General features: G+C 34.9%; 18 protein-coding genes and 1 riboswitch. Of the genes, 12 read left to right on the top strand and 6 right to left on the bottom strand.

Annotated features, from left to right (window positions below):
- Positions 1 to 43 precede the first annotated feature (43 nt).
- Entirely contained in the window at positions 44 to 904 is an 861-nt protein-coding gene (locus tag ACUN28_RS21455; RefSeq protein ID WP_016088574.1) for a GNAT family N-acetyltransferase, read from the top strand.
- 42 nt (positions 905 to 946) lie between these two features.
- Here ACUN28_RS21455 and ACUN28_RS21450 read toward each other — a convergent pair whose 3' ends face one another.
- On the bottom strand, positions 947 to 1507 hold the full coding sequence (locus ACUN28_RS21450; protein ID WP_098505906.1) for a cysteine hydrolase family protein: 561 nt from the start codon (positions 1505 to 1507) through the stop codon (positions 947 to 949).
- Between the two features lie 182 nt (positions 1508 to 1689).
- Between ACUN28_RS21450 and ACUN28_RS21445 the strand changes: the two genes are divergently transcribed.
- Positions 1690 to 1950 (top strand): DUF6123 family protein, encoded by a 261-nt coding sequence (locus ACUN28_RS21445; protein ID WP_088083520.1) that lies wholly within the window; start codon positions 1690 to 1692, stop codon positions 1948 to 1950.
- Between the two features lie 2 nt (positions 1951 to 1952).
- Here ACUN28_RS21445 and ACUN28_RS21440 read toward each other — a convergent pair whose 3' ends face one another.
- The 3 genes from ACUN28_RS21440 to ACUN28_RS21430 all read right to left on the bottom strand — a co-directional run bounded on the left by ACUN28_RS21440 (position 1953) and on the right by ACUN28_RS21430 (position 4201).
- Positions 1953 to 2858: a DMT family transporter gene (locus ACUN28_RS21440; protein WP_016088572.1), complete on the bottom strand. Its 906-nt coding sequence runs from the start codon at positions 2856 to 2858 to the stop codon at positions 1953 to 1955.
- Between the two features lie 13 nt (positions 2859 to 2871).
- A complete protein-coding gene (locus ACUN28_RS21435) occupies positions 2872 to 3258 on the bottom strand; it encodes a reverse transcriptase-like protein (protein ID WP_000573873.1) in 387 nt (128 codons plus the stop codon).
- A gap of 70 nt (positions 3259 to 3328) precedes the next feature.
- Complete coding sequence (locus ACUN28_RS21430; protein ID WP_098404961.1) at positions 3329 to 4201, bottom strand: aldose 1-epimerase family protein; 873 nt, start codon at positions 4199 to 4201, stop codon at positions 3329 to 3331.
- Positions 4202 to 4333: 132 nt separating this feature from the next.
- Positions 4334 to 4378, top strand: a riboswitch (PreQ1 riboswitch).
- Between the two features lie 6 nt (positions 4379 to 4384).
- Here ACUN28_RS21430 and ACUN28_RS21425 point away from each other — a divergent pair.
- The 3 genes from ACUN28_RS21425 to ACUN28_RS21415 all read left to right on the top strand — a co-directional run bounded on the left by ACUN28_RS21425 (position 4385) and on the right by ACUN28_RS21415 (position 5870).
- On the top strand, positions 4385 to 4873 hold the full coding sequence (locus tag ACUN28_RS21425; protein WP_016088570.1) for a QueT transporter family protein: 489 nt from the start codon (positions 4385 to 4387) through the stop codon (positions 4871 to 4873).
- 148 nt (positions 4874 to 5021) lie between these two features.
- Positions 5022 to 5681, top strand: a complete 660-nt coding sequence (locus ACUN28_RS21420; protein WP_088083521.1) for a ribonuclease H family protein — start codon at positions 5022 to 5024, stop codon at positions 5679 to 5681.
- 12 nt (positions 5682 to 5693) lie between these two features.
- Entirely contained in the window at positions 5694 to 5870 is a 177-nt protein-coding gene (locus ACUN28_RS21415; RefSeq protein WP_000358801.1) for a zinc-finger domain-containing protein, read from the top strand.
- 33 nt (positions 5871 to 5903) lie between these two features.
- Here ACUN28_RS21415 and ACUN28_RS21410 read toward each other — a convergent pair whose 3' ends face one another.
- Both ACUN28_RS21410 and cspB read right to left on the bottom strand, forming a co-directional pair.
- Entirely contained in the window at positions 5904 to 6152 is a 249-nt protein-coding gene (locus tag ACUN28_RS21410) for a DUF2564 family protein (RefSeq protein ID WP_016088568.1), read from the bottom strand.
- Positions 6153 to 6271: 119 nt separating this feature from the next.
- Positions 6272 to 6469, bottom strand: coding sequence for a cold shock-like protein CspB (gene cspB, locus ACUN28_RS21405; protein WP_001161731.1), 198 nt, complete (start codon positions 6467 to 6469; stop codon positions 6272 to 6274).
- A 262-nt stretch (positions 6470 to 6731) separates the two neighbouring features.
- Between cspB and ACUN28_RS21400 the strand changes: the two genes are divergently transcribed.
- The 7 genes from ACUN28_RS21400 to ACUN28_RS21370 all read left to right on the top strand — a co-directional run bounded on the left by ACUN28_RS21400 (position 6732) and on the right by ACUN28_RS21370 (position 12936).
- Positions 6732 to 7460 (top strand): YqcI/YcgG family protein, encoded by a 729-nt coding sequence (locus tag ACUN28_RS21400; protein WP_016134041.1) that lies wholly within the window; start codon positions 6732 to 6734, stop codon positions 7458 to 7460.
- Positions 7461 to 7598: 138 nt separating this feature from the next.
- Positions 7599 to 8231, top strand: coding sequence for a LysE family transporter (locus ACUN28_RS21395; protein WP_016088566.1), 633 nt, complete (start codon positions 7599 to 7601; stop codon positions 8229 to 8231).
- 19 nt (positions 8232 to 8250) lie between these two features.
- A complete protein-coding gene (locus ACUN28_RS21390; protein WP_016088565.1) occupies positions 8251 to 8544 on the top strand; it encodes a hypothetical protein in 294 nt (97 codons plus the stop codon).
- An 82-nt stretch (positions 8545 to 8626) separates the two neighbouring features.
- On the top strand, positions 8627 to 9256 hold the full coding sequence (locus tag ACUN28_RS21385; RefSeq protein ID WP_088083522.1) for a sterol desaturase family protein: 630 nt from the start codon (positions 8627 to 8629) through the stop codon (positions 9254 to 9256).
- A gap of 245 nt (positions 9257 to 9501) precedes the next feature.
- A complete protein-coding gene (locus tag ACUN28_RS21380) occupies positions 9502 to 9843 on the top strand; it encodes a DUF485 domain-containing protein (RefSeq protein ID WP_016088563.1) in 342 nt (113 codons plus the stop codon).
- 2 nt (positions 9844 to 9845) lie between these two features.
- On the top strand, positions 9846 to 11396 hold the full coding sequence (locus ACUN28_RS21375) for a solute symporter family protein (RefSeq protein WP_445423416.1): 1551 nt from the start codon (positions 9846 to 9848) through the stop codon (positions 11394 to 11396).
- Between the two features lie 190 nt (positions 11397 to 11586).
- Entirely contained in the window at positions 11587 to 12936 is a 1350-nt protein-coding gene (locus tag ACUN28_RS21370; protein WP_142327825.1) for an aspartate aminotransferase family protein, read from the top strand.
- Positions 12937 to 12995: the final 59 nt, after the last annotated feature.

Here is a 12995-nt window from a genome sequence, read left to right as displayed (position 1 = left end):
ATTTGATAATAATGATTTAAATGTCTAGATAAGGGGATGAAGTATGCTTGAATTGGAAATTAAGGTGGAGCGTCTTAGGGACGAACAAATAGGCGATATTGTAGCATTATCTTCTTATATTGGCTGGGATTATAATAGAGAAGAAATCGAAACGATTTTTAATTCAGGTATTGTATACGGTGTGTGGAATGAGAGGAAGGAACTTATTGCGAGCGCTGCAATTATATTATATGGAGAGACGTTAGCGTCTATCGGAATGGTAATTGTACATCCAGATTATAAAGGAAGAGGAATTGGAAAGGTAATAACGGATTCATGCGTTAAAAGCGTATCAACTCGAACTCCAATTATGCTTATTGCTACGGATGAGGGAAAGCCTTTATACGAAAAGTTAGGGTTCAGGGCAGTGAGCGATGTTTCTAAATACATATGTAACTCATACAATGCGAATCATAAATATGCAGGAAATGAAGAATATATGATGGATTATGAAGAGGGGAATTTAGAAGAAATAATAAAAATAGATGAATATGCATTTGGAACAAATAGAAAAGAGTTTTTAAAGAAAAGAATTATACAAAGTGAACAGTGTATCGTTGTGAAGGGTAAGGAACAAAATGTACTAGGATATGGTTTAAGCGTACAAACACCAGAAAATAAAATAATAGGACCAGTCGTTGCTAAAAATGATGCGATGGCAATGCGAATTGTTCATCATTTAGCAAGAGATCATAATGGTAAATTGAGAATTGATGTACCAAAAGGAAAGAACAATTTTATGAAAGAATTAGAGGTTGCTGGTTTTAAAAAGGTTAATACACCACCAATTATGATGAGAAATAGTGATCAATTATTAAAAAGGAATAATGGGCTCTATAGTATTGCAGCACAAATTTTTGGGTAAAAAAGAATCCTTTCGTGAAAAGGATTCTTTTTTACAGTTAATTTAATCACGATATTGATCATGAATAGGTTGAAAAAGGTCTTCTTCGACATCTCTAACAACTGAAAAATGATCAACGTTATAATGCCCATGTAAAATTTTATTGTGATGACCAATAATTTGCTCTGCAGACAACACGTTAGAATCAGTGGTTGAATGACCGTTTTTAATTAATGTGACGTCAAAGCCTTGTACAGTTGCTGTTCTAACAGCAGTGTCAATACAATGTTCTGTTTTACATCCACCAATAACAATATGATTAATATTTTCTTCTTTTAAAAGTTCAAGTAAAGAAGTGCCATAGAATGAATTGGTTGCTGCTTTATTAATAAGGGTCGCAGACTGAGGTACTTGAATTTGATTATGTACTTCAAAGCCCACGCCACTACCAGAAGCAACATCGATATCTCTTACGAAAATAATAAGAGCATTAGAATCTATTGCTTTCTGTACAGCTGTATTTAATGTAGATAATAGCTCGGTTTTACGAAAAACCTCATTTTCTTGCTCATTTCCATCCATTAATTCTTGCTGAGCATCGATAATTAATAGTGCTTGTTTCATCGTGTCTCCCCTTTAATATGAAATAAGTTCCACTGTACATATTCCGTTAGATTGATGGGAAATCCTTCATTGCAAGCGAAGTAGACGATAGATTTACAAAGTTGTCAAATAAATTTCATTCTCTTAGCGTGTAAAAACATGTATGATAGGAGATGGAGAATTTTTGAGTAGGTGGGAATAACATGCAAACAGTAGAAGATTATCTTTCATTCTTACATACGAAAGGATTTAAATTATCAGAGGAAGCACAAGGATTTATTATGTTCGGACAAGGATATACTGGTGCGTCTGATGGAATTGTGAACGCGGCAATAGAAGCGACAATTAAACATCAATTACAGTTTGATGGGAGTTATTTTGTTGCGTTATTAGAACGATTGAAAGAAGAAGAAATTACAGATAAAAAAAGCGCTAAGGCTTTTATGCGGAAGTTACAAGGGTAACTTCACGCAGCCTGCGCTTCTTTTTTTGTTTTGGAAGGTAATTCAACAAAAACCATGCCTAGGAAAATACATAGGCATCCGATAATAGCAGAAATAGAAAGTTGTTCGTTTGCAACGAGAACGCCTGTTAATGCAGCAAATACGGGCTCCATTGCGAAAATAATTGCTACTCTCGTTGGAGAAGTATGTTTTTGTGCTGATGTTTGGATGAAAAAAGCAATGGATGTCGCGAATAAGGAAGTTAGAAATAGGGCGAATAAAAAGGAAGAATTCGTCCATAGTGCTACTGAAAATAATTTTTCCCAATCTTCAAACAAAAAGGCGCAAATAGAAGAAAACATACCGACGGCTAATACTTGTGATGTGCTTAGTAATAAAGGTGATATTTTCTTAGAGAAGAAGCCGTTAACAAGAATATGGGCAGCAAAAGCTACTGCACAGCCGAGAACGAGTATATCTCCAATGTTTAATTGAAAAGAATCACCCGCCGTTAATAAGTATAATCCTGCTGTTGCTACAGCAATGCCAATTACGATAAAAAGGGTAGCTTTTTGTTTTAAAAAGATAAAAGACAAAATTGGTACCATAACGATACTAAGCCCTGTTAAGAACCCAGCTTTTGAAGAAGTTGTATAAAGTAAGCCGAATGTTTGTAATACATAGCCAACACATAAAAAGAATCCAACGATTAGTCCAGCGAGGCTACTCTGTTTTATATCTTGTTTTGAAGTTTTTTTTGAGAAAATCAGTTGAACGAATAATAAAATAATTCCGGCGAATAAAAAGCGAATACCATTAAAAGTAAATGGACCAACGAAAGACATTGCATTTTGAACGACAACAAACGTAGCTCCCCAAATAAAAGAGACAAATAATAAAGCAAGAGGAGCAATCCAATCTTTTTTCACACCCATACCCCCGTTAATTTTGTAAGATAGCTTTTCTAGCTAATTCATCAGCGACTTTATTTTGACTACTTGGAATCCACTTAATAAAAAAGAGATCGAAACTTTTTATGTACTGCAGTGCTTCCTCTAATAGTGGTGCAAACATTTTATTTTTTGCGTATTCTTTTTCAACAGCTCGCTCAACAAGTTGCGAATCTGTACGAAATGAGACAATGTTATAATTATGCTCCGTGCAATATTTTAATGCCGCAAGTAAAGCGTGGTACTCTGCTTCATGATTGGACATTGTCCCAAGGGGCAATGATAATTGTACAGCTGGTTGCACCCCTTTAATAAACACCCCTGCACCAGAAGGACCAGGATTTCCTTTTGATGCACCATCAATATATACTTCAATCAAAATGTGAAACCTCCAAATGATAAGATGATCCCCTACTTAAATGTTTCTTTGAAGTAGGGGATAGAGTAACTTAGCCGATTGTAATACTATAACGACATGTAAATGTTTCATTCGCTTGTAAAGATTGAATTCCTTTTTTTTCCTTAAAATCTTTTGCTGGATTTATTTCATCAGCAATTCCGTACCAAGGTTCAATACATAAGAAAGGTGCGTTCTCGCCTGGTGTCCACACGCCGACAAATGGGAATCCGTCAAATTCTACTTTTACAAATTTATCATGTTTATGAGAACGAATAGAGATTTCATCCGTATTCATATTTTCAAAAATAAGCGCATCATTTTTAAATAAATCGTATGTAAGTGGTAATTCATTCGTATTTTCAGCGATTAATTGCTTTTTACTTGAAAGATAAGGTCCTTCTAATACGCTTGTTTCTAAGCGTTCAGAACCATTAAATGCTAAATGATAATCTGTAAATGATTCGCCCTCTAATAAGGGGAAGTTGAAACCAGGATGTGCTCCGATTGAGAAGAACATCTCTTTTGAAGCAGGGTTATGTACTTCATATGTTACATGGACGATTTGTCCGTCTAGCTCATAAGAAACGAGTAATTCAAATTCGTATGGGTATTTTTTTAATGTTTCTTCATTACTAGTTACAATATAAGTGATTTTCGTTTCACTTTGTTCTTGTACAGAGAATGTAAGATCACGAGCAAAGCCGTGTTGTGTTAAAGAATATGGTTTACCATCTACGTAGTATGTATTATCTACTAATCGGCCGACAATTGGGAATAAAATTGGTGCGCGGCGCCCCCAATAAGTAGAATCGCCTTGCCATAAGTATTCAGTGTTATCTTCTTTTAAGCGAACGCTTTGTAATTCTGCACCTTTGTCAGAAATGGAAACGATCACTTTTTCATTTTGAATTGTTGCTGTCATGAAGTGAAACCTCCTAAATCTTTCATATGTTTTATTATACGTTGTCTAAAAGAAAAAAGGTAGTTCATGATAGGAATCTATTGACGAAAGAGTGTGTATTGCGTAGAATATAATCTTGTTGCTTAAAAAACGAATAACGTGGTTCGAAACCATCCCACGTAAAAAAACTAAGGAGATTTTGTCATGAATATTAGAACATTAGTCGGTAATGGTATTTTAGCGGCATTATATATTGCTGTTTCTATGCTTATTCAGCCATTTGGCTTTACGAATGTACAATTTCGTATTTCAGAGATGTTTAATCATCTTGTTGTATTTAATAAGAAAGCAATTTACGGAATTGTATTAGGTGTATTTTTAACGAATCTCTTTTTCTCACCTATGATCGCTTACGATTTAGTATTTGGAGTAGGGCAATCTATTCTGGCGCTAGTTGCAACGATTATATCTATGCGATTTATTAAAGGTGTTTGGGCTCGTATGATTTTTAATACAGTTATTTTTACAATTACAATGTTTATGATTGCAATTGAACTTCATCTTGCATTGGGGTTACCGTTTATGTTGTCTTGGTTAACATGTGCAGTCGGTGAATTTGTTGTCATGGCGATCGGTATGCCTGTAATGTACTGGATTAATAAGCGAGTACGATTTGAAAGATTTATGCAATAGATGAAAGAGCTATTCCTATAGGGATAGCTCTTTTTGCATGTGATAATATTGAATATAATTCTTCGACTCTTGATAAAATATAATAAAATAAAGTGAGGCTTTCATTAGCTGGATACATATAAGAAGTCTTACATAAGGGGAATCTAGTATGAAATATAAAATTCATTGGTTGTATAAAACAAAAAGCGGTTTGCAGACGGAATTAATGACAGATTATATGAACATAGAAGATGTATTGCAATTTGCGGAGGATTTCGAGAAAACAGGAAGAGTGAAAGAATTATTATTTTACGATGAAATGGATGCAGAATGGTCATTAAAGGAAATGAAGAAGCTGAGCAAACAAGTGGAGGAAGAACCCCAAGAAATACTCGTTTATTTTGATGGCGGCTATGATGTACAGACGAAAGAAGCTGGAGTAGGTATATGTGTATACTATAAAAAAGGAAATACAAAATACCGAATTCGCCGTAATGCATATATAGAAGGTATATATGATAATAATGAAGCGGAATATGCGTCATTATTATACGGTATGAATATACTCGAGGAATTAGGCATTAAGTATGAAGCAGTTACACTTCGCGGTGATTCTCAAGTGGTATTACAACAATTGGCCGGGGAATGGCCTTGCTATGATGAGCATTTAAATCATTATTTAGACCAAATTGAGCAAAAAGCGAAGCAAATGAAATTAAAACTTGTATGTGAGCCAATATCTAGAAAACAAAATAAAGAAGCACATCAATTAGCAACGCAAGCATTAGAAGGAACAGTTATCGATAGTCATAAAGAAATAACCGAATAGAGAGGTGCAACGGTGGATAAAAAGCAACTCATTACAGAGGTAAATGACTTATTAGAAACATATTGTGAAGGGTGTTTTTTGCGAGAACATAATCGGAAGACAAATAGTAAATATTACGCCCATTCATTTTGTATACGTCAATGTACAGTTGGAGAAACATTGAAAAAGTATGGAGAACAGTTGTCATAAAAAACATCCAGAGAACATTCTCTGGATGTTTTTTTAATGCTTCGCTTCATTTAATTGATGCTCGCACTTGCTTAATTTCTTTTCCTCATTCATTAGAAAGGGCTCGTCTAAATCTGTCGCAACAGATTTCATAATTTCAAGCTGAGAGCGAGCTTCTTCTACAGCAGTAGTAGCATGCTCTAATGTATCTGGATCCATTGAAATTGTCGCTGATCCTACCATTTTTTGTGCTGTTTCTACACGGAATTTCACTTCTTCAAAATCATTTACTTCTGATCCCATTATTACTTCCTCCTTTGTATATTGCGCATTTCACATAGTTTTTGCTCTGTAAAACGGAAATATACAAAGGAATAACAAAGGAGGTTACCAAGTAAGGTAACCTCCTGTCATATGTTGGATTAAAGTTTTACTACGTTAGCAGCTTGAGGTCCGCGGTTTCCTTCAGTGATATCGAAAGATACTTCTTGGCCTTCTTCTAAAGCTTTGTAGCCGTCACCTTGAATAGCAGAGAAATGTACGAATACATCGTCAGCGCCTTCCATTTCGATAAATCCAAAACCTTTTTCGTTGTTAAACCATTTTACTTTTCCTTGCATGTTACAATTCCTCCTAAAAACATTTGCTTTTTTCATTTAGTGAAATTCATTTAAAAGATAAGATAAACTAAAAATGCTATAATCTTGAATATTCTGCTAAATGATTAATTTAAATATACACGAATTGGTAGAAATTAGTCAAGTAAGCGATTTTATTTTTTTGTATTTTTAAATAATTTTTCAGCCGAATTTTTAAATAGGTATAGGACAGGCCGAGTATGTAATATTCTTAATTGAATGCTATACATAATGAGGTGAAAGAATGAATGAGTCTTATTTATTAGATAATGAAGGAATGAGAACGAGAACTGACATACCAAATTGGGTTACAAAAGAATTTCAAAATTTTTCGAGTGTCGTGCTAGAACCAACTTTCCCGTGCTATTTCGGCTTAACAGCTTTGAAAAAGAATGAACTTCGTTATTCATTTCTTTCTCATAATGATTGGAGTCATTTGCCACATACAATGTTATCTTTTTTAGAGTTAATGAAAGAGCGGCCAATTGTAAGAAGAGGCTTTTTTCTTTTTGTAGAGCCGGAATGTGAAGAACAATCACTTGAATATTATCGTGATTACTTTTGGAAAGTACTACAATATTTACATGAAAACGATAATCAAACATGGCCGAAGCAAATTCCTGAAGACCCAGACCATTACTTATGGGAATTTTCATTTGGTGGGGAACCGATATTCGCATTTGGAAATGCGCCAGCTTATAAACAACGAAAAACTAGGCATTTAGGGAATTCTCTCGTTATTGGGTTTCAGCCACGGACTATCTTTGATGGATTAGAAGGGGATCGCCCTAAAGGAGCATATTCAAGACAAACGGTCCGGGAGCGAGTTGAAAAGTGGGATCAGTTGCCGAAACATCCTAACATTAGTCATTATGGTGATCCGGATCATCGTGAATGGAAACAATACTTCATAGGAGACGATGTAGAGCCGATAAAAGGAAAATGCCCTTTTCTTCATAGGATAGAAAAGTAAGAGCCATCATCGGGATGGCTCTTTTGCATATTTTGGATAAAAAAGGGTATTTTAGTAGTAAATATTTTGATGAAAGCTAGTCTATTTTTAAACATTACATCATTACTTAATAGTAAAGGAAGTAGAAAGGATAGAGCTATGTTTGGAGCGATTATACAACAAATTGTATTAGGTATTTCATTAGCTGCACCAGTAGGTCCGATTAATATTGAAATGTTAAAACGAGGAATTGAACGAGGTTTTTGGCATGCATGGGTTGTTGGAATTGGTGGAATGACTGCAGATATTTTGTTTATGCTTCTCATCTATTTCGGTTTATCTTCTGTATTTATGTATACATATGTACAAGCTTTTATGTATTGTACAGGGTTTTTCTTGTTATTTTATTTAGGATTTCAAAGTGTAAAACAAGGAATCTTCCACTCGAATATGGAATATAAAAAAGAAGAGGTAGGTGGCCTTAAACAATCGTTTATGGCAGGTTTTTTAATTGCGATATCCAATCCATTAAATCTTGTTTTTTGGTTTGGTATATACGGAAGTACACTTAGCTCATTGCTTACCAAGGTAACGAAACAAGAAGCCTTTTTGTACAGCCTTTGTATTATCGTTGGTATTATTTTATGGAATTTAAATATTGCTTTTTCTGTCCATTTTGGCAGAACTTTATTAAAGCAAAAAGCACTTGGCTATATAACAGCCGGAGCAGGTATTATTTTAGTAGGATATTCTATCCATTTTGCATACAAAGCTTTACAGTTGTTCACATAAGATTGAAGGGGAGATTTTTATGTATCGAACCACTATTGACGGAAAAGAAATTATTATTACGTTAGCACCAAAAATCCGAAAAGAAATTACTGATAGGAATCCACTATATGAAGCGGTATTTCATAATGCAGCAAGATTACTACAAACAAAGCAACCAACGTTTGCGGTAAATCATGAAGTACTTGGGCTCATTATTGGAGAGGTACAAAGAGGAGAAGTAACAGTGTTTGCGGTGGAACATATTATTCCGAAGCAAAATATATTTGGATCGAATAATTTTTTCTCGACAATAGAGCAACAGGCAAATTTGTAAAGGGAATAGAATAAGAATAGAAAATAAAAGAAATAGTCGTAACGATATGTTGCGGCTGTTTTTTTGGAAAAGGGGAAGAAAGATGAAGAGAGTGGGGAAAGAGTTCTTTTTACAACATGATATCGTTATTATGTATAGTATTCTAATTATTTTCATCATTATTTTAAAAATGCAATTTTTTACATGGATCGGTATGTTAGCGTGTTTGTTTGGTATTGTTTTTTATACGCTTAACGAATATATGACACATCGGTTTTTATTCCATTTAAAGCCACCTAAAAACGTATTTTTATTAAAAATGTTAAGAAGATTACATTATGATCATCACGTATATCCAGATGATTTAAAACTTTTATTTTTGCCTGTATGGTTTAGTATACCTAGCTTTACTATATATTTACTTATATCATACGGTATAACAAAAAGTGTTACTATTACACTTTCATTCGGAATCGGAATGATTATCATGCTTCTCGTTTATGAATGGAAACATTATATTGCGCATAAGCCAATTCGTCCTTTCACTAAGTTTGGAAGATGGTTAAAAAAACAGCACATATTACACCATTATAAAAATGAAAAGTTTTGGTTTGGTGTTTCAAATCCAGTATTTGATTTCCTATTTGGAACACTTAAAGATGGAAAAGACGTTGAATTAAGCGAAACAGCTCGTAATTTAGAAAAAGAGAAAAAGACAGAAGTAGTGCGATAAGCGCTACTTTTTATTTTATTTTAACGAGAATAAAAGCTCGATTGGTACGGGTTGAAAAGTAAAAATTTTATGTTGAAAAAGTATATTAAAAACTTAGGGAAAAATGCCGAAAAATGTCTATCGAAAAATCTTTGCAGGAATGTATGGATTGTCTAAAATGAAAATAAGTTTCTGAATATTTATAAAATTTAGTCTTTAGGTATACAAGGGGGAATTGTATTTCTAGTAAGAGAGGGGATCGGAGAATGAAACGAGATGATACGTCAGCACGTAAGTTACAAAATGAGGTGAATTATACAGAGGTTGTTCAGTCAGAAGAATTTCAATTGCTATTAAATACGAAAAAGAAGTTTATCGTTCCGATGAGTATTTTCTTTTTAAGCTTTTTTATTGCACTACCTATTTTAACATCGTATTCAAAGGTGCTCAATACACCAGCATTTGGTGATGTTACATGGGCATGGGTATTTGCTTTCGCACAATTTATTATGACATGGGCATTATGTATGATTTATAGCAAAAAGGCGGAATCATTTGATGAAATCTCGCAAAAAATTCTACAAGATATGCAAAAAGGGAGGGGCTGAACTTGAATACGACTGCGTTTGCACTATTTTTAATTATTGTCCTTGGTACGCTAGTCATAACCTATTTTGCATCGAAAAAAACGAAAAATGCGAGTGAATTTTATACGGCTGGAGGGGGATTAACTGGTTGGCAAAATGGGCTGGCCATTGCGGGAGATTATATGTCTGCTGCGTCATTTCTTGGTATAGCCGGGGCGATCGCGTTAACTGGGTTTGATGGATTCTTTTATAGTATCGGCTTTTTAGTTGCTTATTTAGTTGTTCTATACCTTGTCGCAGAACCGCTTAGAAATTTAGGGAAGTACACGTTAGCAGATATGATTGCGGCGCGTTTTGATGCGAAAAAAGTTCGCGGAGTTGCAGCACTTAATACGATGACGATTTCGATTTTTTATATGATTGCACAATTAGTTGGGGCTGGTGCACTTATTAAATTATTATTAGGAATCGAATATACGACATCAGTTTTAATCGTTGGTACATTAATGACAGTGTACGTTATTTTTGGTGGAATGACTGCGACGAGTTGGGTACAAATTGTTAAGGCTGTACTACTTATGGCTGGTACATTTATTATTTCTGTTATCGTTTTCTCCAAATTTAATTTCAGTGTGACTGAAATGTTTGCGCAAATGAAAACAGCTACACCATTAAAAGATTCGTTTTTAAATCCAGGAGTAAAGTATAAAGATGGTCTTGATACGCTATCTTTAAATTTAGGACTAGTCCTTGGTACTGCAGGATTACCACATATTCTTGTTCGCTTTTTTACAGTACGTGATGCAAAAACAGCACGTCAATCTGTTGTATACGCTACGTGGTTAATTGGTGCATTTTATATTATGACAATTTTCTTAGGGTTTGGAGCAGCGGCGTTTGTAGGAAATGAGGCAATTATGAAAGCAAACCCTGCTGGTAATATGGCAGCACCTTTATTAGCTAAAGCGTTAGGTGGAGATTTCTTATTTGCTTTCGTATCAGCCATTGCCTTTGCAACAATTTTAGCTGTAGTGGCAGGACTTGCATTAACAGCGGCATCAGCATTCGCGCATGATTTTTATAATGAGATTCTTCGCAAAGGAAAATCAACGGAAAAAGAGCAAGTGTCCATGGCTCGTTATGCGTCTATTGGAGTAGCGGTATTATCTATTATATTAGCGTTATTTGCTCAAACATTGAACGTAGCATTTTTAGTTTCATTAGCATTTGCGGTTGCAGCGAGTGCAAACTTGCCAGTTATATTATTCACAATATATTGGAAGCGCTTCAATACAACAGGTGCCATCTCTGGTATGATTGTTGGTCTTGTATCAGCAATTGTTCTTGTAGCGTTAAGTCCAAATGTTTGGAACCCTGTAGCTGGAAAAGCTATATTTGTTGGGGAAGCGATATTCCCATATACGACACCTGGAATTATTTCGATTCCGCTCGGATTCCTGGCAGCATATTTAGGAACCGTTTTATCTAGTAAGAAAGAAGATGCTGCGAAATTTGATGAAATTCTTGTGAAATCTAATACTGGACATGGTATTAGTGATGCATCCTCGCATTAAAAAAGAGGGGCTTTTCGATAGATAAGAAAAGCTCCTTTTTCTTTTGTCATTTTCTTGTAAATAATACTGCTTTGTAAGTAGGATTTGTCTTAATTTTGTGGAATGAAAATAAGCAGGGAGAAATTTAAATCATCATGGCACCAGCGCAGCTTTTGTGAAAAATAAGTTGTTATGGAAGGTGGAAGAAATGATGAAAACGAAACAGACTGATGAATTATTAGCAAAAGACGAGCAATATGTGTGGCACGGAATGCGTCCCTTTAGTCCAAATAGTCCAATGATAGGGGCAAAAGCAGAAGGGTGCTGGGTTGAAGATATACAAGGAAAAAGATATTTAGATGGAATGAGTGGTCTTTGGTGTGTGAATAGTGGATACGGAAGAAAAGAGCTCGCAGAGGCGGCTTATAAGCAATTACAAACATTATCATATTTTCCGATGTCACAATCGCATGAACCGGCTATAAAGCTTGCAGAAAAATTAAATGAGTGGCTTGGAGGAGAGTATGTTATTTTCTTCTCTAATAGTGGTTCGGAAGCGAATGAAACAGCTTTTAAAATAGCAAGGCAATACTATGCTCAAAAAGGTGAACCACATCGTTATAAATTTATGTCACGTTACCGCGGGTATCATGGAAATACAATGGCAACGATGGCAGCGACGGGACAAGCACAACGTAGATATCAATATGAGCCATTTGCTTCAGGATTTTTACATGTAACGCCGCCAGATTGTTATCGTATGCCTGAAATAGAAACAGAGAACATTTATGATGTAGAATGTGTAAAAGAAGTAGATCGTGTCATGACATGGGAATTAAGTGAAACGATTGCAGCTTTTATTATGGAACCAATTATTACGGGCGGAGGCATTTTAATGCCGCCACAAGACTATATGAAAGCTGTTCATGAAACGTGTCAAAAACACGGTGCACTACTCATTAGTGATGAAGTGATTTGCGGTTTCGGACGTACAGGAAAAGCGTTTGGATTTATGAACTATGATGTAAAGCCAGATATTATTACGATGGCAAAAGGGATCACGAGTGCATATTTACCGTTATCAGCTACAGCTGTGAAAAAAGAAATATATGAAGCATTTAAAGGGAAGGGAGAATATGAATTCTTCCGTCATATTAATACATTTGGTGGAAATCCTGCGGCTTGTGCATTAGCGCTTAAAAACTTAGAGATTATGGAAAATGAAAATTTAATTGAGCGATCTGCACAAATGGGCTCGCTTTTATTAGAGCAATTAAAAGAAGAAATCGGGGAACATCCGTTAGTTGGAAATATTAGAGGAAAAGGTCTACTAGTTGGAATCGAACTAGTAAATGATAAAGAGACGAAAGAGCCAATTGATAACGATAAAATTGCAAGTGTTGTAAATGCTTGTAAAGAAAAAGGTTTAATTATAGGACGAAACGGCATGACAACAGCAGGATATAATAACGTCTTAACATTAGCACCACCACTTGTTATTTCAAGTGAAGAAATTGCTTTCGTTGTTGGAACGTTGAAGACGGCGATGGAACGTATTTAATGAATGAAGCGAGCTGTAATATACAGCTCGCTTTTGTTTATTATGTGAAATATGATAAA

This window comes from Bacillus sp. WC2507 (assembly GCF_052656125.1).
Note: the sequence above shows the minus strand (reverse complement) of the source record. Positions and strands in the feature narration are given on the sequence as shown.

What these genes read in the sequence shown, in the direction of transcription:
- ACUN28_RS21410 (WP_016088568.1), bottom strand. Translation starts at nt 6,152, where the DNA reads ATGGGATCAGAAGTAAATGATTTTGAAGAAGTGAAATTCCGTGTAGAA.
- ACUN28_RS21455 (WP_016088574.1), top strand. Translation starts at nt 44, where the DNA reads ATGCTTGAATTGGAAATTAAGGTGGAGCGTCTTAGGGACGAACAAATA.
- ACUN28_RS21445 (WP_088083520.1), top strand. Translation starts at nt 1,690, where the DNA reads ATGCAAACAGTAGAAGATTATCTTTCATTCTTACATACGAAAGGATTT.
- cspB (WP_001161731.1), bottom strand. Translation starts at nt 6,469, where the DNA reads ATGCAAGGAAAAGTAAAATGGTTTAACAACGAAAAAGGTTTTGGATTT.
- ACUN28_RS21400 (WP_016134041.1), top strand. Translation starts at nt 6,732, where the DNA reads ATGAATGAGTCTTATTTATTAGATAATGAAGGAATGAGAACGAGAACT.
- ACUN28_RS21450 (WP_098505906.1), bottom strand. Translation starts at nt 1,507, where the DNA reads ATGAAACAAGCACTATTAATTATCGATGCTCAGCAAGAATTAATGGAT.
- ACUN28_RS21430 (WP_098404961.1), bottom strand. Translation starts at nt 4,201, where the DNA reads ATGACAGCAACAATTCAAAATGAAAAAGTGATCGTTTCCATTTCTGAC.
- ACUN28_RS21370 (WP_142327825.1), top strand. Translation starts at nt 11,587, where the DNA reads ATGAAAACGAAACAGACTGATGAATTATTAGCAAAAGACGAGCAATAT.
- ACUN28_RS21390 (WP_016088565.1), top strand. Translation starts at nt 8,251, where the DNA reads ATGTATCGAACCACTATTGACGGAAAAGAAATTATTATTACGTTAGCA.
- ACUN28_RS21380 (WP_016088563.1), top strand. Translation starts at nt 9,502, where the DNA reads ATGAAACGAGATGATACGTCAGCACGTAAGTTACAAAATGAGGTGAAT.
- ACUN28_RS21425 (WP_016088570.1), top strand. Translation starts at nt 4,385, where the DNA reads ATGAATATTAGAACATTAGTCGGTAATGGTATTTTAGCGGCATTATAT.
- ACUN28_RS21420 (WP_088083521.1), top strand. Translation starts at nt 5,022, where the DNA reads ATGAAATATAAAATTCATTGGTTGTATAAAACAAAAAGCGGTTTGCAG.
- ACUN28_RS21395 (WP_016088566.1), top strand. Translation starts at nt 7,599, where the DNA reads ATGTTTGGAGCGATTATACAACAAATTGTATTAGGTATTTCATTAGCT.
- ACUN28_RS21385 (WP_088083522.1), top strand. Translation starts at nt 8,627, where the DNA reads ATGAAGAGAGTGGGGAAAGAGTTCTTTTTACAACATGATATCGTTATT.